We start from the raw sequence: 21,352 nt of genomic DNA on the forward strand, positions 1-21,352 counted from the left end.
TCTCATTTGGTCTCCAGCGCCTTCTTAACGGCTGAGGCTACATCCGCGTGGGTCGTGCAACGGATCTGACCGGTTGTTGTCATTCGCCACACGGAAAATCCGGAACTGCTTGTCTGCTTCATGGTCTCTGCTGACCACGTCCCGTCAGTAATAAACCGAACCAAAATGCGTTGCTGCCCCTTCTCATCCCGGATCGCCAACAGCTTGCGGCCAGCTTCCGTTTGAAGGAGAAACCCACCTTTAGGATCGATCGCTACGATTTTCTTGTCCTTCCAGACAAGGAAATCAGGAAAAAAGCGCCGGCTCTCGCCCTTGTCTAGGAGGGGAATTGAGTATCCCCCGTTCACCGGGTTGCGGACCCAGGTGTGTCCCGTACCGTCGATCTCGTGCGCTACCGCAAGTTCCGGCGTGTTGAGATCGCTATAGCTCTCATGGACCGAGTTATTGAATCTGTGGGTGGCATCTGGACGAACGTACACTGCCCCTACGGTGTAAGGATTCGAATCCTCAAATGCCAATTCTGCATGAGACAGGTATGTGTCGACGAGCCGTTCGGCATCCTCGCGTAACTGTTGAGCGGCGACACTCGTGATCTCTACGCGGGCTTCAAACTTTGGGTCGGCCCAGTCGATCGTCTTGACGGCTTCGGGATATCGAGACTGCATGTGTCGCCGAACAAGCCAGCGCGCAATAACGCGGTTGGAGTGATCTTTGACGTGTGTCTCGATTGAGGGTTTGGAGCCGTCACCGATTTGTTGAATCGCGCGAGTTAGCTCGCCTGCACCCTGAACATTCACGGAATCGGTAGTGTAGTCGTGGATCGACGAGATGGCTTTGGTAAGTGGATCAACGGACTCGTCGGCATCTATGTGGATTTCTGGAATGGTGAGGCTTTGCTTCGGCTCGATACGCGAGCGTCGCCGGTCACGTGCATCGCTGAAACCCTCCAGCTTCACGTCGGGCATTTCTGAAGCGATCTTGCGTCTAACCACCTCGAGTATTTTCGGGAATTCCTGCTTACTGTCGATGCGAATGTAGAAATTCGCCGTATTCAACAATGGGTCCGGGTAATGACGGGCTCCAGGCTGACGCAAAACGCGACCGATGACCTGTTCGACTTGAAGAGCCGATCCCATAGACTTATCGATATAGGCAAAGCAGCAGGCCGGATCGTCCCAACCCTCCTGAAGGCTCTGGTTGAAGATGATATGCCGGTAGGCTCCCTGCGAGAATACGGCGAAGTCGTCCTCTCCGCCTGAGAAGAGGGTGAACCCTTCCGGAGCAGGATAGTCCTTTTGATTCATTTTCAGATCGCAATAGAGCGCGATCTCGTCTGCAGGGATGCCTTTTTCTTCGGTCAGGTACCGCCAGATTAGGATGGGAGGCGCCTTGCGTTGGTTAAACGGCCGATGAGGGTTATCGGCGGTTCCATCATCCTGACTGATGTTCGTACGGCAGACGTAGATCGCCTTCGGAAGGAAGCCGGCTTCGAGTTCGTCCGCTTTGAGCGTGGCGAGCTGGAAGTCTTCGATCATGTCATTGAGAGTGGTCTCCATCTCGGTGTCGTAGCCGCCGAGGACGATCTGTCGTTTCACCAAGCCAGCGTCGACGGGTTCCTTTGATCTGATGGCGGTGATCAAGCAGCGCGACGGACTATCTTCGGGATCAGAGATGGCCTCTGCATTCCAACCTACCTGCTTAAGCCGGTCGATAATCTGTCCTAGCTTGCCCGGCGTGCGCATCGTCGCTGACGCTGCCAGGATAATGTCCGGTTCAAGTTCTAGGAGCAGATCCGTCTGCTGATCGGATAAATTGTGTGCTTCATCATAGACGATGATCAGCGGGCGCCGCTCCGATGCACTAGGCGCTTTCCTCTCAGCGAGAATTTCCCAAAGCGCTCCGTCGTTCTCGTCCTCGTCCTTCTGGTGGACTTTGAGTTTGCCGTCGCCTTTCGATTTCTGATTGAAGCTACCTACCGTAGCCAGCAGGATGCACGCCTGCGTGTCGTCTTGGATTTGATCCACCTTGGCTTCACTTAGGTAGCCGGTGGTAAGCTGGGGGATCAGATGCTCGTATTTCCCACCCGCCTCAAAGTTCGCGAACGTCTGATCGACGACGGCTTTGGATTTGGAGATCCACAGCACGATTGGCTCGAGCTGCATGCCCGCTCGCAGTAACGAAACCGTATCGGCGAGGATGGCCGTCTTGCCGGATCCGGTCAGCGACGCGAGTGCTTGATAGAACGGCGTCGGCCACCCCATGTACTCGATAGGCCGCTTCTTGTCGGTGACCAGGAGCCCGTAGCGAGCCACAATTTGCTGGGAGGCTTTCGTTTGAAAGGGAAGTAGTTCGATGCTCACGCGGCGGTCTCCTCGCCGGCATCTTACGTCGATCCGACTCCATAGGGGTGTAGCGCTTCGTTAAACCCCAGCGCATCAAGGATGCGATTCGGAATCTGGTAAAATTCGACGTTGGGGCCGCTGTACGTCGATATCCGCGCATAGACGTGAAACGGTTGTGTCAGCCCCTCAGCCTTCGCCTCCGCGGCGATGGCTCGGAACGACGCGCGATTCAGCACCGAAGCCTGATCCGGACCGTTCCAAATTAGAAAGAAGCCTTCGCCCCGCGCGCTTTTCGCAAACAGATACGAGTGCGTCCCTGCGGGCAAGCGTCTCAGATGTGCAGCAGCCCTATCCTTCTGATCCCAGTAAGAGGTCAGCAGCAGGTCCACCATTTCTTCTCGCTCAAGTGCCAAAACTGCCGCAGCGTCGACCTGCGACATGAGTTTCGAGAACCGAAAGCCGCTCGAAAGCGGCGCTGCAGAGATCGCTGAGACACCCTTCTTGTTGACACGCTCTCCCGTTACGGCGCGCTTCAGACGTTCATAGGTAAGAGTTCGGGCATAGGCATCGCCGCGCTCCGGCCGACCCTGCTCGATAAGTAAGAACCGCCGATCGGCTCCCGATTCAGCATTTAGTTCCATGATCGCATGCGCGGTGGTGCCCGACCCTGCGAAGGGATCGAGCACGATACCAGTGGGCGGGCACCAAATTTGAATGATCTTTTTGATCAGCTTCATAGGTTTGACAGTTTCAAACCCATGACCCGGACCGACGATCGATGTAAGTTCGTTAATGCCAATCTGACTATGGCCGGAATGCTCGTGATCCCATGAGGTCGTGCCGATGTCTAACGGCTCCTCGTAGTCATCGTCAGACCAGTATGTCGTCGGAACAATCCCCTGTTTGACGTCCTTCAAATACTTCTTCATGCCGAACGTGCCCTGACCATCGTCACGCCAATGCGCAGCAGGCCAGACGCCGGACCTTATCTTTTCAGCAGCCTTACGGGCGGCTTTCAGCGCTTTGTGCTCGGTCGAAAACGACTTTTCGGTCGGTATCGGAGCACCGGTAATGAGCAAAGCCTTCTGGCGGCCATCGCCTATATCGCGCTCGACATACTTCGATCCCCATGTCTCCAAATATGCCTTCATTCGCCGCTTTTCCGAGCCCCAGTGGCGACCCGCGGTGGGATAGTGGAGCTGGCCAGTGAATGGCGATTGAATCGCGTAGATCATGGACAGATGAGTCTCCTCACCACGCGCGGTTAAATCGCCCGGCTTCCATGGATGGGGATCTCCGTCACGCGAGAGGTAGCGCTTGTCCATCTCCTCAGTGCGCGGGAGGAGTGCAGTTTTCGCTCGTTCTGCGTTCTTCGCGTAAACGAGAACGTATTCTGTTGCTGTAGAGAGTTGGCGCTGATCGTTTCGCGGCGCGTATGACTTTTGCCAATTGATTATCCCGATACGATTGGCCTCTCCGAACATCTCATCGAGCAGCATGCCCAACCGGAAGAGTTCTCGATGATCGATACAGATTGCCAAGACGCCGCCAGGTCGAAGCATCTCTTTCATCATCCAGAGGCGTGGTGTCATGAAGCGGAGCCACTTGGAATGCCTTGAGCCGTCATCCGCGGGAACTAACTTTCCCAGGTCAGGATCGTTCGGATCCTCGTCCCAGCGATCGTTGTACCGAAAATCCAAGCCGGTATTGTAAGGAGGATCGGTTAGGACTAGGTCCACTTGGCCGCGGTACTTGTACAGACTGACCAGCGCTTGAAGGTTTTCGCCTTCGAGAAGGATATTCTCTGACTGCTGTATTTCGGAGCCAACGCACAGCTTCTTTTCGATCCGCTGGGACCGAGGCTTCAACTGTCGAATAATCTGCCACGGAGGGGTCTGACCCGGGTATGTCAGCCGGATGCCGCCAATGTCCACGCCGTCGCGCTCAAGCAACACTCGGATGAGGTCTTCGCGGCTCAGTTTGTTGTAATCAGTCATTTTTTTCCTCAACAAAGCCGGACCGCGCCTGCTCTTGAATTATCGCGAACCTCATGTCCGTCTGCCGCTCGGCTCGTCGCACCTGGATAAATCGCGACCGCTCGCAGTAGAACATAACATGAACAAATGTGGTTGGCTATTCTCCCGCGCACAGATCAAGTTCCATCCTCGGCCTGGCTAGGAGGCCTATGCGCGACGGACTCGAAGCCGAACACCGCAGGCACCTTCTCGCCCTTGACGGGCTCACGGCCGGTCAGGTTCTCGACCTTGACGCTCGGATGGCCGTGCTGGGCCTGGTACGGCGCCCCGGGAGTGGGGAAGGGGGTGAGTGTCAGCGGTACGCCGTCAATACACTTGTCCTGGGACAGCGAGGGCAGGAAGACCTGCAGCACCTCATTGCCGTAGGCGAAGGTGAAGAAGGCATAGGGGACGGTATCGACGCCGGCTCGTCGGCGCATGAGCATGAGTACGATGAGATCATTGCGCATTGGCCCGCGGATGAAGGTCCGGAAAACTGGGAATTCGGCGACGAAGTTGCGCGTGTGATCGGTGTCGCGAATCCAGTCGAAGGTTTCGCGGAAATGTTGCGTCTCGATGTCCGGGATCAGGGTGAGACCGATTTTGACGAGGCCCTTCAACGCAGCCACCGGGACATACGTGTCGCGGTGCAACTCAAAGCGAACCTGTTTCGCCTCTTCGTCGATCTCGAAGAAGGGGTCGTCCTCATATTCCTTCAACTGGAAGCCGCCGTCTGCGTGCTCCAACCGCCAGCCCTGGCCTGGACCCGGCTTCTTGATCGTCGGTACGCCGTTCCGCCCTTTGATGCGGGATAGAGTGCGCATCGGCTTGGACCAATTGCCGAGGTGGTTCTCGATGCCTTCGCCAAATAGGTGATTGCAGGCGTCACATTCGTAGTTGCTGAACAGGCCCGTATTGCCGAACGCAGCCGGTAGTGCGTGGGCCTCGTCCCTAAAAGTGACTTCCGGTTCGTCCTTGCCGCAGAAACGGCAATGCCTTGGTCGCTCGGGGCTACCGAGCATGAGTTTCATGCCGGGTTGAAGGAAGATCGGGTCAGCGCCAGCATAGTGCTTATCGTAAAAGTCGGCAGCGGCGACGGTTGCAGCGGGAAGCTCGGTCATTGGTCGGTCCCCATCAGGCGCGGCGCAGCATGCGTTCTACGCGCACGCGCCGGAAACCCTGGGTGTGGACCTGCTGCCGGAGCTGCTTGATGTCGCCGACGCCAAATGCCACTGCGGCCTTCAGCGGGCTCGCGAAGGTGGCGTAATAGCTCCACCGCGCGTCGCCCGGCAGCTGCGGATTCTGCCGCCTGTCCGTAATAACGACGTCCCGAGGATCGGTGGTGTTCCTGAAGGCGTGAAACGTGATCCAGTCGGGTCGACGATAGCGCGCCGCCTTGCTGAAGGGGACGGACTGGACCTTTACGTCGCTTTGGTCGAGCACCCAGTCGCGCTGCTCAAGGATTTGCCGGACCATGTGGCCGACCATCTGCTTGACCCGATCGACAAGGACGTCCTCTCGAAATTCAGCAAGAAGCTGTTCCCCTAGCCCCTCGACGGCGGGCTTTCCCAGTTCCGATGCTGTTTCAAGCCGAGCAACGTTTTCGGGCTGTGCAAGGAACGCCCAGATTCGCTGACCGAGATCGGTCGCGTAGAGCGAAGCGAATTTTTCGGGGCTATAGGTCAACATGGCGGGCTCCTTAACCGGGCAAATATGACCGGTTATAAATGCCTGTCAACGGATCGTTGGGCCTGTCCACAGGCTGATTGCAAACTGTCAGAAAACTGCGTATGTTTCTGACAGGAGAATGGCCATGCAACGGTTGACCGAACAGATTCTTGAGCACGCGAAAGGGCTGGCAGAGGGCACGCCCGTCGCAGCTAAGAGCTTGCTTCACCTCGGGAATCGCGCCGCGGTGGATCAGGCATTGTCGCGTCTAGCCGAGCGGGCGCAGTTGATCCGGGCGGGCCGCGGCGTCTATCTCCTTCCGGTTACGAGCCGGTTCGGCACGCGGGCTCCCTCCGTGGAGCAAGCGGTCGAGGCGCTTGCCAGCCAGCGCGGGGAGATCATCGTCCCAAGTGGGGCCGCTGCCGCCAACACCCTAGGTCTCACGACACAGGTGCCGGTCCGGTCGGTCTATCTGACTTCCGGCCGCACCCGGAAGATGAGCCTCGGCAAGCAGGTCGTCGAGCTTCGCCACGCACCCCGTTGGCAGCTCGCCATGGCGCATCGGCCCGCTGGCGAGGCGGTGCGAGCCTTGGCTTGGCTTGGGCCGGAGAAGGCTGAGGCCGCCCTTCAGACACTGAAGCGGAAACTCCCCCCGGGTGCCTTCAGCGAACTGGTCGCGGTAGCGCCGCAGCTTCCGACCTGGCTGGCGCGCAGCGTGGGCAAGGCTGCATATGGCTGATCCCTTTCTCCACCTCCCGATCGAGGATCGGCGTGAGGCGCTCGGCGTCGCGGCCGATCGGTCTGGCCGGCCGGCGCATCTTCTCGAGAAGGACGTGTGGGTGGTCTGGGCCCTCGCCACCCTTTACGGCTCGGCGCTCGGCGAACATCTGGTATTCAAGGGCGGTACGTCGCTGTCCAAGGCCTATCAGGTCATCCGTCGGTTTTCTGAGGATGTCGACCTGACTTACGACATCCGGGCGATTGCACCTGATCTGGTGGGCGAAAACGGCGAAGCGCTGCCGAAGACCCGTAGCGAGGAAAAACGCTGGTCCAGCGAGGTGCGCAAGCGCCTACCCGAGTGGGTTGAAGGAAGCGTTCAGCCGATCATCGCAGAGGCGCTCGCGGCTGAAGCTTTGGCGGCCACCATCCGCGTCGAAGGCGAGAAGCTGTTCATCGATTACGAGGCGGCGACGGCTGGCTCCGGCTATGTGGCGCCGAGCGTGATGCTCGAATTCGGCGCGCGATCGACGGGCGAGCCCGCGAGCTTGCGCGACATCGCCTGCGACGCGTCTGGTCTGGTCGAGGGCGTGACATTTCCCACTGCTCGTCCACGCGTGATGCATGCGGAGCGGACCTTCTGGGAAAAGGCGACGGCCATTCATGTCTTCTGCTTGCAGGAGCGGCTGCGCGGCGATCGCTTTGCTCGTCACTGGCACGATGTCGCGCGATTGGACGAAGCCGGTTTTGCGGCGTCCGCCGTCGCTGATCGCGACCTGGCGAACGCAGTCGCGCGGCACAAGACCATGTTCTTCGCCGAGAAGGCGGCCGATCGGACACCCGTCGACTACGCGGCGGCCGTCAACGGCGGGCTGCGGCTTGTGCCCGGAGGCGATGGTCTGAAGGCGCTGGAGGAGGACTACGCCCGCATGGTCGATGACGGGCTTCTTCTGGAAGACGCCGAGCCTTTCGACGCGCTCATGGCGCGATGTGCCGATATCGCCGAGCGAGCCAATCGCGTCCGCGAATAGAAAGAAATGGGGGGACGGCACCGTGCGAATTTCGCGGATCAAAATTATAAACTTCGCCAACTTTTCGGATCTCGACGTAGAGACCGGCGACAGCATCGTCATCGTCGGCGAGAACAAGGTCGGCAAGAGCAACTTCGTCCGCGCCCTGCAACTGATACTCGATCCCGGCCTGTCCGAGCGCGATCGCCAGCTTGGGTTTGAACATTTCTGGGACGGACTCGGGGAGGATAAGCTCGGAGAGACCGTCGAAATCTCTGTCGAACTGACCGACTTCACCGACGATCCGCGGTTGATGGCCCATCTGGGCGATTGCGTGGTGGACCCAGGTCCGCCGATGGTCGCGCGTCTGACCTACCGCTTCCAACCGAAAGCTAATCTCGGACGCGATCCGGAGAGCTTGGCCGACTACGAGTATATCATCTTCGGTGGCGACGATCCGGAGATGTCCATCGGCTCTTCGTTGCGGCGGATGCTGCCGCTCGACGTCCAGGTCGCGCTGCGCGATGCCGAGAAGGATTTGGCGAGCTGGCGCAATTCACCGCTCAGGCCGTTAATCGAGCAGCTGGCGACCTCGCTCGATGAGGACGCGCGGGACGAAATTCAGGAGCTGGTTAGCGAAGCGCAGGCTGACCTAGTAGGCCGCGCCGAGGTGGTCGCTACGGCGCAACGGATAGGCGAGCGTCTGATTGCGATTGCCGGCGAGCAGCATGCGGTGCCATTGACGCTTGGTCTCGCGCCCACACGGGTAGATGCACTGCTGCGCAGTTTGCGCTTGCTGATCGACAATGGCGCGCGCGGTATCGGGGACGCCAGCCTCGGCACGGCAAACCTGATCTTCCTGGCGCTGAAGAGCCTCGAACTCGACCGGCTCGTTACTGACGGCGAGCGCGATCACACATTCTTCGTGGTCGAAGAGCCTGAGGCTCATCTTCACCCGCATGTGCAACGGCTCGTCTATCGCTATTTCCTCGGCAATACGGGGGATGCCGAGGAGGATACGCCGCCGCTCACAACAATTCTGACGACGCACTCACCGCATATCGCCAGCGTTACCCCGATCCGTTCGATCGTGCTGCTGCGCCATGATGTCAGCGAGGAGACGACGATAGCGGTTTCAACCGCGAAGGCGCCGCTTACGCAGCGAGACGAGGCGGACTTGCAGCGCTACATCGACGTCAGCCGCGGCGAGATCTTCTTCGCGCGTGGCGTGATTTTGGTGGAGGGCGATGCCGAGCGGTTCCTCATCCCCGCATTTGCGGAGGAGCTGGACATCCCGCTCGACATGTTGGGCATCACGGTGTGCTCGGTGAGCGGCACGAACTTCACGCCCTATGTGAAGCTGTTGGGACCGCAGGGCCTCAACATCCCGCACGTCATCCTGACGGATCGCGATCCGAACGGCGCCAGGCCGCCGCTCGTCAGGCGCCGGCTGATCAATGTACTGCGGCTTGTCGAAGACGGGGTGAATTATACGCCGCTCAACGCCGACGCCGTGATCGCTCGCGCTGAGCCCTTCGGCTATTTCGTAAACAGCAACACCCTCGAGCCGGAGCTGTTCACCGGCGGGCTTGCGGAGGCGATGCAGGAGGTCATTGAAGAGGAGCTATCCATTGGCGACGAGACACGCGCAGAGCTCCAAGGATGGGTCGATGACACCGACGATCTCGACGAGGAACGCCTGATCAAGCTCATCGAGCGGATTGGAAAAGGGCGCTTCGCACAGGCTCTCGCTCCCCATGTCAGTGACGAGACGTGCCCGGATTACATCCGGCAAGCGTTGGAGCATATCCGCGATGCCGTTTCGTAGCGTCAGTGCCGCCTATCTCGCCCAGGCCGCCGATCTCGCTGGCAATGCGGGCCAGCAGGCGGCTTACGATTCGACCGGACACTGCGTTGTCCTTGCGGGTCCGGGCAGCGGCAAGACCAAGACGTTGGTGCTCAAGCTAGCCCGGATCATGGCTGAAGACGTGCGGGCACCGCGCGGCGCCGCCTGCATCACCTATAGCCAGGAATGCGCACGCGAGCTGACGCGACGCTTGGAACGGTTGGGGCTGCGTGAAGCGCCTAACCTATTCATCGGCACGGTTCACGGCTTCTGCTTGAGGCATCTCCTCATGCCTTATGCCCGTCTCGCTAATCTGCCTGTGCCGTTCCCTCTCGCCGTCGCGACGCAGCGGCAGAGCGATCAGGCGATGAAGCGGGTGGGCGATCGGCTCTTTGGCGTCGGGCATCCCAACAAGCCGATGGATCTCGGACGCCATCGGCGGTCGATCCTCGACCGCGCCTCGATTGCTTGGACCAGCGAAGGGGAACTGGCCGGATGGGCGGAAGAATATGAGGCCGAGTTGCGTGGAATGGGCCTGATTGACTTCGATGACCTCGTAATCTTCGGGCAACGGCTGGTGTCGGAGCATGACTGGGTGCTCCCATTGCTGCAGGCGAAGTTCCCGATCCTGGCGGTCGATGAATATCAGGATCTCGGGGTGGCGCTGCACCGCATCGTCAAGCGCGTGGCCTTCGATGGCGGCGTCCGGCTCTTTGCCGTGGGAGACTCCGACCAATCGATCTACGGCTTCACCGGCGCTGACGGCGCGCTGTTGCAGGAGCTGGCCGAACGGGATGACGTGGAGCGCGTCCAGCTCCAACTCAACTATCGCTCGGCCTCCCGTATCGTCAGCGCCTCTGAACTGGCGCTAGGGGAGGTGCGTGGCTACGTCTCGAACGATCCGGATCGTGAAGCGGTGATAGCGTTCGTCGAGTGTGGCGATGGCCTTGAAGGTCAGGCGGCGCACGCTGTGGCCGAGATAATCCCCGCGGCGCTGGCCGCCAAGCCAGGCCGGACGTTGGGTGACATCGCGATCCTATACCGGGATTACCGCGCCGGCGACATCGTTGCCGAGGCCGTGGCCGCTGCGGGGCTCGACTTCATCCGCGTCGATACGGCAGCGCCGTATCGCAAGGTGGCGCTGACAAGCTGGATCGAGGACTGCGCGGCCTGGTGCGCTGATGGCTGGCGTGAGGGCCGGCCACAGTTGCGCGGATTGCTCGATCGGTGGCTAGGCTTTCACCGCACCCGCCTCGCTGAGGCCGAAGCCCGCGGCGAGGCTCAACGGCTGACCCGACTCCTTTGGTCGCTCCGGACGGACGAAGGGTTGGCGCGGGACTTGGTCGGCGCGCTGAGGGCCGGAATGCTGGATGCGCTGATGGCGGCAGAGCCAAGCCTCGCCGACCAGCGCGAACAGGTGGTGCGCATGTCGACGGCGCTCGCAGTTGGCGGGCCGCTCGCCGACCTGGACGTGGCCAGCCTCGGTGGACGTGACGGGTCGCCTCTCCACCTCAACCTGTTGACGCTGCACTCCGCAAAGGGCTGCGAATATGACGTCGTGATCATGGTAGGGCTCGATCTGGGCGGTTTGCCGTGGCGCAACGAGCTGCCGGCGGCGCGACGCGAAAGCCGCCGCCTGTTCTATGTTGGCCTAACGCGGGCCCGCGACGAGATCCACATGCTGTATTCCGGTTACGTCGACACCGGCCGCGGGCGAATGCATTGGGGGCGCTCGCCGTTCTTGAACGAGCTGGAAGCGCGAATGGAGGAGGCCGAGGGCGAGTAATCTATGCTGTCATTCCGTGAAGCCCAGGCTGTCGAAGACCTGGCCGATCTCTTCTACGATTTCCTTCCCGGCAGTGGGAACAGCCGTACGGCGTTCCCGCTTGCGGCCGCCCAAGCTGGTGTCGGCGAGCTATGGATGCCGGGGAGCAAGCGGCCGGCGATCGTCCAGCTCTTGACCGCCACTCTCGAACAGCGCCGATCGCTTTTCACGAAGCTGATCGTAGCGATCGTTCGCCAGGCGATGACGTACCGACGCGGCAAGGGCAATCCTCTGAGCCGCGCCGAAATTGACCGGCTGAACACTCTCCTTCCGGGCGTGCAATTCAAAATTCCCGAGTTGCTTGATCCCGGGTTTCTCAGCAGCTTTGGGCAGCCAAAGACGGAGGAGCCTTCTCCACAAGGGGCGGCGATACTGAGCGAGGCGAAGGCGCAGGAACTTGCGGCGCTTTTGATCGAGATCACTAAGCTTGACCCGCAGACCCGGGGTCTCCGGTTTGAGGGTTTCCTCAACGAGTTGTTCGCCGGGTTCGGGCTTGCGCCGCGCGGCGCGTTTCGGATCGTCGGAGAGCAGGTTGATGGAAGCTTCAGACTCCAGGGTCACACCTATCTGGTCGAAGCCAAGTGGCACGGGCCGCAGATTGGCTTTGCCGATCTGATGACCTTCTCCGGGAAGGTCTCGGGCAAGGCGGCTTGGTCGCGCGGGCTGTTTGTCAGTAATTCCGGATTTACGGCCGAAGGGCTTGAAGCGTTTTCGCGAGGGCGGCAAACCAATCTCATCTGCGCTGATGGACTCGATCTGTATGAAGTGCTGTCGCGCAAGGTTTCGTTGATCGACGTGCTGGAAGAAAAGTCGCGTCGCGCTGCCGAAACAAATCGCGCCTTCGTTGCCGTACGCGATCTCAATCTGCGAGGCGGCTGAACGGTGGCAGCTCGACGATGACGGTATAGATAGGAGAAGGAGAATTCACGTCGGTCGTAGCGTAGCGTGGAAACGGCGATGTGGGTATGAATGCCCTTCAAGTGACCGTTTCGGCCGACGTTGGCGATAGATGGCGGAAGGTCATTTTCCGATATCGAACCCAAAAAACCAATGTTTTCAGCAGCACCATTTTCTGACGGTGTGGCTGACGGTATCTCGTCCCAAGAAAAATATTTTGTGTAGTAAAATCAGCGCGTTATGATGCTAGGAAATAATGGAGTGGGAATGAGCCTCAGCGCAGCCGCTTGACGAAAAGCCCACCATTTTCGCGCCTTTCGGTGACGAACTGAGGCGAGGCTTCGAACATGTCGAGCAGTCGCGCAAAGCCGTGGTTTCGGACGTCGAAGCTGGACCGATTGCCCGCCAGCTTGCCCACCTCGCTGAGCGAGGCGAAGCCGCGCTCGTCGCGCTTGCTCGCCTGATAGGCATCGATCAGCAGCTTGATCACCTCATCATCGATGGCGCTGCCACCTGCGGAAGGCTTCGGCTCGTGTTTCGGCGCGGCCTTGGATGACGTAGCGATTTCCGCTTTCTTTTCGGCGCTCTGGACCTTGATCAGCGCGCCCACATCGATGAAGCGGGTGCATGCCTGCTTGAACGCCTCGGGCGTCTTTTCACCGCCAAAGCCATAGACCGGCAGCCCGTCCTGTCGGATTCGCTGTGCCAGCGGCATGAAGTCGCTGTCCGAACTCATGATGCCGAAGCCGTCGACCCGGCCCCGGAACAGCAGGTCCATCGCATCGATGGTCATCTTCATGTCGGTGGCGTTCTTGCCCTTGGTCAGGTCGAACTGCTGCTGTGGCTCGATGCCGAACTTGTGGACGATATCCGCCCAGCCTTTCAGCGCGGGCTTGCGCCAATTCGCATAGGCGCGGCGGATGTTCACCGTACCCAGCTCGGCCAGCACGGTCAGCACCGGGTCGATGCCGGCCGGGCTTGCATTGTCGGCATCGATCAGCAGGGCGATATTGGGGGGTGTTTCTTTTGCCATGGCAGACGGTGGCCGCTGCCGCGCTCAAATGCAACGGGTCATGGAACCAGCCATTGGCCGTACCAGCTGCCATCCGGTTGCAGGCGGAAGATCGCGCGGCGGTGGCCTGTATGCGCGAGGTGGAGGAACTCGATCGTTTCGATCCTCGCCAGCAGCACCGCGAAATTGGCGCGGCCGGGGGCGACTTCGGCGTCGTTCTCGGGCTTGCGGCCTTCTATGTCGGCGGGCAGGCCCGATACCGGGATATCCGAAAGCGTGCCCGGCGCAGGATCGGCGAGATAGCAGCGGCGGGCGAACAGCGTCGCGTCGTTCCAGGCCTTGTCCGCCGTTTCGCCGTCCGTCTCGATCCGGCCCGTGCCAGAGAGGCGGAACTGGCGCTTGGCAGCAGGATCGTAGGCGAGCACCGAGATCGGCGCGCCATCGCCAAGCTCATCGACCTTGGCGGCTCTGGAGTCGGTGTGGAAACGCAGCGTAGCCGTCGCCGGGTCGAACGCGCGCAGCACCATCACGCGCTGGCTGGGCGTGCCATCGCCGCGGACGGTGCCGATCACCGGCGTGTGCATCGCGCTGCGGCGATCCTTGCTCGCGCGCCCGAGACGGCGGAAGATGTCGGCGCGCACCTCGTCCAGATCATCGATCACCTCATCCAGCGGATTCATCGCGGCACCCCTTTTTCTTGCGAGAAGCCGATCTAGTCTGTGCCCAAGCTTTTACCAGTGGAAGTGCGCTTGCCCCTGCGCTAAAGCGCGCAGCATGAACGAGATCACGCCCATCGAGACGCCCGAAGGCCGACCGGCCCGTGTCCGCAAGCCCGACTGGATCCGGGTGAAAGCCCCGACCAGCAAGGGGTTCAACGAGACGCGCAAGCTGATGCGCGACCTCAATCTCAACACCGTGTGCGAAGAGGCGGCCTGCCCGAATATCGGCGAGTGCTGGACCAAGAAGCACGCAACGGTGATGATCCTGGGCGATGTCTGCACGCGGGCCTGCGCGTTTTGCAACGTCAAGACGGGCATGCCGCGCAAGGTCGATACCAGCGAACCGCAGCATGTCGCCGATGCGGCGGCTGCGATGGGGCTCGAGCATATCGTCATCACCTCGGTCGATCGCGACGACCTGGCCGATGGCGGCGCGAGCCAGTTCGTCAAGGTGATCGAGGCGCTGCGCCGGACGACGCCGAGCACAACGATCGAGATCCTCACCCCCGATTTCCGCAACAAGCACGAGGCGGCGGTCGAAGCGATCGTCGCGGCGCGGCCCGATGTGTACAACCACAATCTGGAAACCGTGCCCCGGCTATATCCCACCATCCGTCCCGGTGCGCGCTATTATGCCTCGCTGCGCCTGCTCGAGATGGTCAAGCGGCTCGACCCGTCGATCTTCACCAAGTCCGGCATCATGCTGGGCCTGGGCGAGGAACGGCTCGAAGTGCACCAGGTGATGGACGACATGCGCTCGGCCGATGTCGATTTCCTCACCATGGGCCAGTATCTGCAGCCGACGCCGCGCCATGCCAAGGTGATCGATTTCGTCACGCCCAAGGCGTTCGATGCCTATGCCGCGATCGCGCGCGCCAAGGGCTTCCTGCAGGTCGCATCGAGCCCGCTCACCCGCTCCAGCTACCATGCCGGCGAGGATTTCGCAGAGATGCGCGCTGCGCGAGAGGCGAAGTTGGCCAAGCAGGCGGCGCGCTGAGGCGATCATGCCCTCGCACCGCGAAACCCGTCATCTGCCCTTCCGGCCCGACCAGATGTACGATCTGGTCGCGGATGTGGCGCGCTATGCCGAGTTTCTGCCCTGGGTGATCGCGACCCGCGTCAAGTCGGACAGTCCGCACGAGATGGTCGCGGACATGGTCGTCGGCTTCAAGCAGCTGCGTGAGAAGTTCACCTCGCGCGTGCGCAAGGTGCCGGGTGAGAAGATCGAGGTCGAATATCTCGACGGGCCGCTCAAGAATCTCGAGAATGTCTGGCAGTTCGCCAGCGACGGGCAGGGCGGCTGCACCGTCGATTTCTATGTCTCGTTCAACTTCAAGAACCGGTTGTTCGAATCGCTCGCCGGGCAGTATTTCGACCGCGCCTTCCGCAAAATGGTGAGCGCGTTCGAGACGCGAGCGGCCGAGCTTTACGGCAGCAGCAGTTCCAGCGCGACCATAGCCGCCTCCTGACGGATTTCGGAGCGGCTGAGCGAGGGATCGAAATTCTTCTGCTCGGCGCTGATGTCATTCTCGTTCTGGCCGCGCAGCGCGCAGGCGAAGACCACCGTTCCCACCGGTTTGCTCTCCGACCCGCCGCCGGGACCTGCAATGCCGGTGATCGCGACCGCGACATCGGCATCCGAATGCTTCAGCGCGCCGCGCGCCATGCCCCAGGCGACCGCGACCGAGACCGCACCGAACGTGTCGATCAGTTCGGCGCTGACGCCCAGCGACTCGATCTTGGCCTCGTTCGAATAGGTGACGAAGCCGCGCTCGAGCACTTCCGAGCTGCCGGGAATTTCGGTCATCGCTGCGCAGACCAGCCCGCCGGTGCAGCTTTCGGCGAGCACGACCTTGCGGCCCGCAGCGGCGTTTTCGGCGACGACGCGCGCGGCGAGCTCGGTGAGCGAGGGCGGGAACAGGCCGGTCACTGTTTCGGACCTTCGCAGATCGTGAAGGGGTTGGACTTGGCCTGACCGGGCTTCTTGTCGTTCTCCCCCAGCTTCAGGAAGGCGACGAGGAGCTTGCCGACATTTTCCGGCGGGAGCGGTTCGAGCGCCGAATAGAATTCGTCGATCGTGCCGCAATCCTCGGGCTTGATCTCCTGCTCGACCAGCGCGCTGATCGTCGCCAGCAACAGCGGCCGCACGACATCGGGGCTGGTGCCCTCGGGCAGCGGCAGTTCGAAGGCCGAGAGGAAGGCACGCCCCGCCTGCGGCCAAGCCCGGTCGGCAGCGGGCCGATAGACCTGCGTGATCCGGGTCGACGCACTGCGGAGCGCCGATCGCGCGGGCAGGTGCGGCGCGCAGGCCTTCTGCGCGCTGGTGAGTGCGTCCGGTAGTGCGCTGATCGCCACCGATTGGGCTTCGGCAGGGGTCAGGCACTTAGCCGCCTGCGCGGCATGCGCCGTTTGGCTGGCAAGTGTGCCGACGACCGCAAGCGCGGTCAGACTGGGCATCATGCGGCGAAGCAAGCGGGTCATGCGCTGGCATCCTGTGCTGAAGGAGAAGGGAAGGGGGCGAGGACGGTGGCGACCGCCTGGGCGGCGATACCCTCGCCGCGCCCGGTAAAGCCGAGGCGCTCGGTGGTGGTCGCCTTGACGCCGACCTGATCGGGATGGAGCTGCAGAATATCGGCAATGCGCTGCTGGATCGCCCGCTTGTGCGGACCTATCTTGGGCGCCTCGCAGATGATCGTGAGGTCGATATTGGCGATCTCGGCGCCCTTGCCGCGCACCAGCGAGGCGGCGTGCGCGAGGAAGCGTGCCGAGTCCGCACCGCGCCATTGCGGATCGCTCGGCGGGAAATGCTCGCCGATATCACCCAATGCCATCGCGCCAAGCAGCGCATCGGTAATGGCGTGCAGCGCGACATCGGCATCGCTGTGCCCGACCAGCCCGCGATCATGCTCGATCCGGATCCCGCCGAGCCAGAGCTCCTCACCCGCGGCGAGGCGATGCACGTCATAGCCCAGGCCCGTGCGCGGCATGGTGGCGGTGCGCGGAGTATCCATCGCGAAATCCTCGGCAAAGGTAATCTTTTTAAGCGCTTCATCGCCCTCGACCAGTGCCACGTCCAGCCCGGCTGAGCGCGCGATCTGGCTGTCGTCGGTCGCCAGCGCGCCTTGGGGCCAGGCGAGATGCGCCGCAAAAATAGCCTCGAAATGAAAGGCCTGCGGGGTCTGGATGCGCCAGAGCGCGGCCCGGTCGACCGCGTCCCGCATCAGCCCGCCTTCGCCGCGCGCGAGGCTGTCGACCACGGGTAGCACCGGAACCGCACCGGGCTGCGCATCCAGCGCCTGATCAAGCCGGTCGAGCACCGCTGACGCCAGATGCGGGCGCGCGGCATCGTGGATGAACACCCGGTCGCTGCCGCCCTGCGTCGCGATCGCCATCAGCCCGGCGCGGACAGAATCGCTCCGCTCCGCACCGCCAGTAACGATGCTGACATTGCCAAGCCCTTCGAGCGCCGCCTCGGCCAGCGCCTGCTGCCCTTGGCCGATCACCACCATGATGGCGCATTCGCGCGGCCAGCCGACAAAGGCCTCGACGCTGTGCCGTAGCAGCGGCTTGCCCTGATGCAGCGCATATTGCTTGGGAATATCGCCCCCGGCGCGCAGCCCCTTGCCCGCCGCGACGATTAGCGCGGTGCGGCGAAGGCCTGGCTGGCCCGCAAGGGACGGTGCATCGTTCATCGGGCAGGGCGCATAGACCAAGTGGCGCTTGCTCGCCAGCGGCTTTGCGATTATGTGCGCTGCCTAAATATTAGGCATCATATCCCCATGACCCAAGAACCTCTTCTCAAGCCGATCCAGATCGGCCCGCTCCAGATCGACGAGCCGGTGCTGCTCGCGCCGATGACCGGCGTGACCGACATGCCGTTCCGCACGCTGGTACGCCGCTATGGCTCGGGGCTCAACGTCACCGAGATGATCGCCAGCCAGGCGATGATCCGCGAGACGCGCCAGTCGTTGCAAAAGGCCGCCTGGCATCCGGTCGAGGAACCGGTCTCGATGCAACTCGCCGGATGCGGTCCGAAGGAAATGGCCGAGGCAGCCAAGCTGAACGAGGATCGTGGAGCTGCGATCATCGACATCAACATGGGCTGCCCGGTCAAGAAGGTGGTCAATGGAGATGCCGGATCGGCACTGATGCGTGACCTGCCGCTCGCGGCGAAGCTGATCGAGGCGACGGTCAATGCGGTCAAGGTGCCGGTAACGGTCAAGATGCGCATGGGCTGGTGTCATGACAGTCTCAACGCCCCCGAACTCGCGCGCATCGCCGAGGATCTGGGCGCGAAGATGATCACCGTGCACGGTCGTACCCGCAACCAGATGTACAAGGGCAGCGCCGACTGGGCGTTCGTCGCGAAGGTGAAGGCGGCGGTGAAGCTGCCCGTGATCGTCAATGGCGATATCTGCAGCATCGACGATGCCCGCAAGGCGCTCGAGCTGAGCGGTGCAGACGGTGTGATGATCGGTCGGGGCGCCTATGGCAAGCCGTGGCTGCTCGGCCAGGTGATGCACGCGCTGCGCACCGGCGAGACGCTGCCCGATCCCGATCTGGACGAACAATATGGCGTGATCGTCGAGCATTATCACGCGATGCTCGATCACTACGGGGCCGAGACGGGCGTCAAGATGGCGCGCAAGCATCTCGGCTGGTACACCAAGGGCCTGCCGGGCTCGGCGGACCTGCGCAACAAGATGAACACGCTCGACAATCCCGATCAGGTTCTCGCCATGCTGGGCGAATTCTACCGCCCCTGGCTGCGCCGCGCCGCCGCCTGATGGAGCAGCATTCCGGTCTGGCGCCGGACGCCGCCGCGCAGCTGCAGAGCCTGCCGATGGCGGTTGTCATGCTGCACGCGGACCGGACGATCGCAGCGGCCAATGCGGCGGCGGAAAACATGCTCGAGCAGAGCGCGCGCCGTCTGATCGGGCGACCGCTGTCCGAATTCCTGCAATTCGACGATGCCCGGATCGGGGCGGCGCTCAACCAGCCGGACACCAATCTGGCGGCGCACGGCATGCGCGTGCACATCGGCCGCACCAGCACGCGCAAGGTCGATATCTCGCTGAGCCCGGTGGGGCAGGGCGAGGGCTGGCAGCTGCTGGTGCTGAGTGAATCGGGTGCGGGATCGCCGCTGTTCGACAGTGAGGCGGGCACAGAAGGCTTTGCAGTGCGCGGGCCCGACATCCTGGCGCACGAGATCAAGAACCCGCTCGCCGCGATCAAGGGCGCGGCGCAGCTGATCGAACGCCAGCTCGACGGGGCAGGGCGCAGACTCTCGGGCCTGATTACGGCGGAGGTGGACCGCATCGCGCTGCTGATCGACCAGATGCAGTCGCTCACCCGCCGCACCGCCGCGCCGATGAAGCCGTGCAATATCTACGAGCCGCTCGGCCGGGTGCGCGAGATCGTCGAGACCGCACATCCCGACACGGTGCGCTTTGTCGAAAGGTTCGATCCCTCGATCCCGCCCGTGCTCGCCGATGCCGACAATCTGGTGCAGATCCTGCTCAACCTGATCACCAATGCGCGTGAGGCGATGGAGGGGCAGGACGATGCCTGCATTACGCTCACCACCAAGTTCGTCAGCGGCGTGCGGCTGCGTCTGTCGCGCGACGACCGCTATATCCGGCTGCCCGTCGAGATCCGCGTGACCGACAATGGCCCGGGCATCGATACCGACATTGCCGAGGATATCTTCTCGCCCTTCGTCACCACCAAGAAGACCGGGCAGGGGCTGGGCCTCGCGCTGGTGCAGAAGCTGGTGCGCGACATGAACGGGCGGATCGTGCACGACCGGGATTCCGCTGCGGGGCTCACCCATTTCCGCCTGTTCCTGCCGCTGGCACCGCAAGAGGGCTGACGCATATGGCCAAATCGATTCTGCTGGTCGAGGACGACCGCGCGATCAGCCAGGTGATCATGGCCGCGCTCGAGGCCGAGGGGTGCAGCGTCGACCATTGCACGTCGATCGCGCGGCGCAACGCGCTGGTCGCGAACAAGCGCTACGCCGCGATCCTCACCGATGTGATGCTCGAGGATGGCGACGGCATCGCGACCTTGGGCAGCGTGCTCGAACGCCAACCCGACACGCCGGTCATCGTGCTTTCGGCGCAGAATACCCTCGACACCGCCGTTCGCGCGAGCGAGGCAGGGGCGTACGAGTATTTCCCCAAGCCGTTCGATCTCGACGAACTGATCCGCGCCGTCCTCCAGGCGATCGCGCGCAGCGGCGACGTGTCGGGCAATGCCGATGCCGATCCCGCCGATAGCGGGCTGCCGCTGGTCGGGCGCAGCGCGCCGATGCAGAACGTGTACCGCATGATCACGCGCGTGCTGCGCAACGACCTGTCGGTGCTGATCCTGGGCGAATCCGGCACCGGCAAGGAACTGGTGGCCGAGGCGATCCACCAGCTCGGCCATCGCAAGCAGGGCCCGTTCGTAGCTGTGAATATGGCCGCGATTCCGGCCGAACTCATCGAATCCGAGCTGTTCGGGCATGAAAAGGGCGCGTTTACCGGTGCGGTGGCTCAGTCGATCGGCAAGTTCGAACAGGCGCATGGCGGGACATTGTTCCTTGACGAGATAGGCGACATGCCAATGCAGGCGCAGACGCGGTTGCTGCGCACGCTGCAGACCGGACGCATCACGCGGGTCGGTGGCCATCGCGAGATCGAGCTCGACGTCCGCTTCGTCGCAGCGACCAACAAGCCGTTCGGCCCGCTGATCGAGGCCGGGCTGTTCCGCGAGGACCTCTATTACCGGATCAACGTGGTGCCGATCGACCTGCCGCCGCTGCGCGACCGGCTGAGCGACATTCCCGCGCTGGTCGACCATTTTCTGGCGCTGGCGGTGCAGGAGGGGCTGCCTAGGCGGAGCTTCGACGATAGCGCCATCGCCGCAATGCAGCGGCGCAACTGGCGCGGCAACGTCCGCGAGCTGCGCAATCTGGTCTTCCGCGCGGTGATCATGAGCCGCGACGACCTGATCACCGCCGATGCGCTGGGCAGCATCTTCGACGAGCCTGCTCTCGGCACCGGCGAGACGCGCCGCGAGGAGAGCGATTTCGAACAGGCGGTGAGCCGCTTCCTGCTGACCGAACGCCCGGAGAACGGCGCCGTCTATAACAAGGCGCTCGCGGCCTTCGAGATTCCGCTGCTTCAGGCGATCATGCGGCGTTGCGACGGCAACCAAGTCAAGGCTGCGGCGGTGCTGGGCATCAACCGCAATACGCTTCGCAAGAAACTGGTAGAGCACGGCATGGCGAACGGCGAGCTGCGCTGAAACGGTTG

At 62.2% G+C, this 21,352-nt stretch carries 19 protein-coding genes; 10 read left to right on the forward strand and 9 right to left on the reverse strand.

Features of this window, described 5'->3' with window-relative positions; translation table 11 throughout:
* Nucleotides 1–2 precede the first annotated feature (2 nt).
* The 4 genes from FG486_RS16530 to FG486_RS16545 all read right to left on the reverse strand — a co-directional run bounded on the left by FG486_RS16530 (nucleotide 3) and on the right by FG486_RS16545 (nucleotide 6,046).
* Nucleotides 3–2,360, reverse strand: coding sequence for a DEAD/DEAH box helicase family protein (locus FG486_RS16530; RefSeq protein ID WP_181268342.1), 2,358 nt, complete (start codon nucleotides 2,358–2,360; stop codon nucleotides 3–5).
* Nucleotides 2,361–2,383: 23 nt separating this feature from the next.
* A complete protein-coding gene (locus FG486_RS16535) occupies nucleotides 2,384–4,339 on the reverse strand; it encodes a site-specific DNA-methyltransferase (protein WP_181268343.1) in 1,956 nt (651 codons plus the stop codon).
* A 155-nt stretch (nucleotides 4,340–4,494) separates the two neighbouring features.
* On the reverse strand, nucleotides 4,495–5,478 hold the full coding sequence (locus tag FG486_RS16540) for an HNH endonuclease (RefSeq protein WP_181268344.1): 984 nt from the start codon (nucleotides 5,476–5,478) through the stop codon (nucleotides 4,495–4,497).
* A gap of 13 nt (nucleotides 5,479–5,491) precedes the next feature.
* On the reverse strand, nucleotides 5,492–6,046 hold the full coding sequence (locus FG486_RS16545) for a hypothetical protein (protein WP_181268345.1): 555 nt from the start codon (nucleotides 6,044–6,046) through the stop codon (nucleotides 5,492–5,494).
* A gap of 124 nt (nucleotides 6,047–6,170) precedes the next feature.
* Between FG486_RS16545 and FG486_RS16550 the strand changes: the two genes are divergently transcribed.
* The 5 genes from FG486_RS16550 to FG486_RS16570 are packed head-to-tail and all read left to right on the forward strand — an operon-like array spanning nucleotide 6,171 to nucleotide 12,302.
* Nucleotides 6,171–6,764 (forward strand): DUF6088 family protein, encoded by a 594-nt coding sequence (locus tag FG486_RS16550; RefSeq protein WP_181268346.1) that lies wholly within the window; start codon nucleotides 6,171–6,173, stop codon nucleotides 6,762–6,764.
* The gene (locus tag FG486_RS16555; RefSeq protein ID WP_181268347.1) at nucleotides 6,757–7,773 is read left to right on the forward strand and encodes a nucleotidyl transferase AbiEii/AbiGii toxin family protein; all 1,017 of its coding nucleotides are present in this window, start codon (nucleotides 6,757–6,759) and stop codon (nucleotides 7,771–7,773) included. The genes FG486_RS16550 and FG486_RS16555 overlap by 8 nt, the downstream gene beginning before the upstream one ends.
* Nucleotides 7,679–9,580 carry an ATP-dependent nuclease gene (locus FG486_RS16560; RefSeq protein ID WP_194249931.1) on the forward strand — a complete coding sequence of 634 codons (1,902 nt, stop codon included), beginning with the start codon at nucleotides 7,679–7,681 and terminating at the stop codon, nucleotides 9,578–9,580. Before FG486_RS16555 ends, FG486_RS16560 begins: the two co-directional genes overlap by 95 nt.
* Nucleotides 9,567–11,384 (forward strand): ATP-dependent helicase, encoded by a 1,818-nt coding sequence (locus FG486_RS16565; protein ID WP_181268348.1) that lies wholly within the window; start codon nucleotides 9,567–9,569, stop codon nucleotides 11,382–11,384. Before FG486_RS16560 ends, FG486_RS16565 begins: the two co-directional genes overlap by 14 nt.
* Before the next feature lie 3 nt (nucleotides 11,385–11,387).
* Nucleotides 11,388–12,302, forward strand: a complete 915-nt coding sequence (locus FG486_RS16570; RefSeq protein WP_194249932.1) for a restriction endonuclease — start codon at nucleotides 11,388–11,390, stop codon at nucleotides 12,300–12,302.
* Between the two features lie 292 nt (nucleotides 12,303–12,594).
* Here the strand turns inward: FG486_RS16570 and FG486_RS16575 are convergent, their stop codons facing one another.
* Both FG486_RS16575 and FG486_RS16580 read right to left on the reverse strand, forming a co-directional pair.
* A complete protein-coding gene (locus FG486_RS16575) occupies nucleotides 12,595–13,353 on the reverse strand; it encodes an NYN domain-containing protein (protein ID WP_066284994.1) in 759 nt (252 codons plus the stop codon).
* 38 nt (nucleotides 13,354–13,391) lie between these two features.
* The gene (locus tag FG486_RS16580) at nucleotides 13,392–14,012 is read right to left on the reverse strand and encodes a pyridoxamine 5'-phosphate oxidase family protein (protein WP_241695860.1); all 621 of its coding nucleotides are present in this window, start codon (nucleotides 14,010–14,012) and stop codon (nucleotides 13,392–13,394) included.
* 94 nt (nucleotides 14,013–14,106) lie between these two features.
* On the opposite strand from FG486_RS16580, the gene lipA reads away from it, so the two are divergent.
* Together lipA and FG486_RS16590 are read left to right on the forward strand one after the other, a co-directional pair.
* Nucleotides 14,107–15,048, forward strand: a complete 942-nt coding sequence (lipA, locus tag FG486_RS16585) for a lipoyl synthase (protein ID WP_181268349.1) — start codon at nucleotides 14,107–14,109, stop codon at nucleotides 15,046–15,048.
* Nucleotides 15,049–15,055: 7 nt separating this feature from the next.
* Nucleotides 15,056–15,520 (forward strand): type II toxin-antitoxin system RatA family toxin, encoded by a 465-nt coding sequence (locus FG486_RS16590; RefSeq protein ID WP_060979118.1) that lies wholly within the window; start codon nucleotides 15,056–15,058, stop codon nucleotides 15,518–15,520.
* Here the strand turns inward: FG486_RS16590 and FG486_RS16595 are convergent.
* Genes FG486_RS16595 through FG486_RS16605 form a run of 3 tightly spaced genes read right to left on the reverse strand, consistent with a single transcriptional unit; the run spans nucleotide 15,478 to nucleotide 17,743 of the window.
* Nucleotides 15,478–15,981 carry a nicotinamide-nucleotide amidohydrolase family protein gene (locus FG486_RS16595; protein WP_181268350.1) on the reverse strand — a complete coding sequence of 168 codons (504 nt, stop codon included), beginning with the start codon at nucleotides 15,979–15,981 and terminating at the stop codon, nucleotides 15,478–15,480. The genes FG486_RS16590 and FG486_RS16595 overlap by 43 nt on opposite strands.
* Nucleotides 15,978–16,532, reverse strand: coding sequence for a hypothetical protein (locus FG486_RS16600; protein WP_181268351.1), 555 nt, complete (start codon nucleotides 16,530–16,532; stop codon nucleotides 15,978–15,980). The genes FG486_RS16595 and FG486_RS16600 overlap by 4 nt, the downstream gene beginning before the upstream one ends.
* Entirely contained in the window at nucleotides 16,529–17,743 is a 1,215-nt protein-coding gene (locus FG486_RS16605) for a bifunctional 2-C-methyl-D-erythritol 4-phosphate cytidylyltransferase/2-C-methyl-D-erythritol 2,4-cyclodiphosphate synthase (RefSeq protein ID WP_181268352.1), read from the reverse strand. The genes FG486_RS16600 and FG486_RS16605 overlap by 4 nt, the downstream gene beginning before the upstream one ends.
* Before the next feature lie 87 nt (nucleotides 17,744–17,830).
* Between FG486_RS16605 and dusB the strand changes: the two genes are divergently transcribed.
* The 3 genes from dusB to FG486_RS16620 are packed head-to-tail and all read left to right on the forward strand — an operon-like array spanning nucleotide 17,831 to nucleotide 21,344.
* A complete protein-coding gene (gene dusB, locus FG486_RS16610; RefSeq protein ID WP_181268353.1) occupies nucleotides 17,831–18,838 on the forward strand; it encodes a tRNA dihydrouridine synthase DusB in 1,008 nt (335 codons plus the stop codon).
* Nucleotides 18,838–19,923, forward strand: a complete 1,086-nt coding sequence (locus FG486_RS16615) for a two-component system sensor histidine kinase NtrB (protein ID WP_181268354.1) — start codon at nucleotides 18,838–18,840, stop codon at nucleotides 19,921–19,923. Before dusB ends, FG486_RS16615 begins: the two co-directional genes overlap by 1 nt.
* A 5-nt stretch (nucleotides 19,924–19,928) precedes the next feature.
* Nucleotides 19,929–21,344, forward strand: a complete 1,416-nt coding sequence (locus tag FG486_RS16620; protein WP_181268355.1) for a sigma-54-dependent transcriptional regulator — start codon at nucleotides 19,929–19,931, stop codon at nucleotides 21,342–21,344.
* Nucleotides 21,345–21,352 lie beyond the last annotated feature (8 nt).

It is taken from the genome of Blastomonas ursincola (assembly GCF_013607875.1).
Classification (GTDB): Bacteria; Pseudomonadota; Alphaproteobacteria; order Sphingomonadales; family Sphingomonadaceae; genus Blastomonas; species Blastomonas ursincola.

Excerpts from the sequence above, each read along its gene's own strand:
- FG486_RS16535 (WP_181268343.1), bottom strand. The coding sequence starts at position 4,339 with ATGACTGATTACAACAAACTGAGCCGCGAAGACCTCATCCGAGTGTTG.
- FG486_RS16565 (WP_181268348.1), top strand. The coding sequence starts at position 9,567 with ATGCCGTTTCGTAGCGTCAGTGCCGCCTATCTCGCCCAGGCCGCCGAT.
- FG486_RS16580 (WP_241695860.1), bottom strand. The coding sequence starts at position 14,012 with ATGAATCCGCTGGATGAGGTGATCGATGATCTGGACGAGGTGCGCGCC.
- FG486_RS16540 (WP_181268344.1), bottom strand. The coding sequence starts at position 5,478 with ATGACCGAGCTTCCCGCTGCAACCGTCGCCGCTGCCGACTTTTACGAT.
- FG486_RS16575 (WP_066284994.1), bottom strand. The coding sequence starts at position 13,353 with ATGGCAAAAGAAACACCCCCCAATATCGCCCTGCTGATCGATGCCGAC.
- FG486_RS16550 (WP_181268346.1), top strand. The coding sequence starts at position 6,171 with ATGCAACGGTTGACCGAACAGATTCTTGAGCACGCGAAAGGGCTGGCA.
- FG486_RS16590 (WP_060979118.1), top strand. The coding sequence starts at position 15,056 with ATGCCCTCGCACCGCGAAACCCGTCATCTGCCCTTCCGGCCCGACCAG.
- FG486_RS16605 (WP_181268352.1), bottom strand. The coding sequence starts at position 17,743 with ATGAACGATGCACCGTCCCTTGCGGGCCAGCCAGGCCTTCGCCGCACC.
- FG486_RS16620 (WP_181268355.1), top strand. The coding sequence starts at position 19,929 with ATGGCCAAATCGATTCTGCTGGTCGAGGACGACCGCGCGATCAGCCAG.
- FG486_RS16600 (WP_181268351.1), bottom strand. The coding sequence starts at position 16,532 with ATGACCCGCTTGCTTCGCCGCATGATGCCCAGTCTGACCGCGCTTGCG.
- FG486_RS16615 (WP_181268354.1), top strand. The coding sequence starts at position 18,838 with ATGGAGCAGCATTCCGGTCTGGCGCCGGACGCCGCCGCGCAGCTGCAG.
- FG486_RS16560 (WP_194249931.1), top strand. The coding sequence starts at position 7,679 with ATGACGGGCTTCTTCTGGAAGACGCCGAGCCTTTCGACGCGCTCATGG.
- FG486_RS16545 (WP_181268345.1), bottom strand. The coding sequence starts at position 6,046 with ATGTTGACCTATAGCCCCGAAAAATTCGCTTCGCTCTACGCGACCGAT.
- FG486_RS16570 (WP_194249932.1), top strand. The coding sequence starts at position 11,388 with ATGCTGTCATTCCGTGAAGCCCAGGCTGTCGAAGACCTGGCCGATCTC.
- lipA (WP_181268349.1), top strand. The coding sequence starts at position 14,107 with ATGAACGAGATCACGCCCATCGAGACGCCCGAAGGCCGACCGGCCCGT.
- FG486_RS16555 (WP_181268347.1), top strand. The coding sequence starts at position 6,757 with ATGGCTGATCCCTTTCTCCACCTCCCGATCGAGGATCGGCGTGAGGCG.
- dusB (WP_181268353.1), top strand. The coding sequence starts at position 17,831 with ATGACCCAAGAACCTCTTCTCAAGCCGATCCAGATCGGCCCGCTCCAG.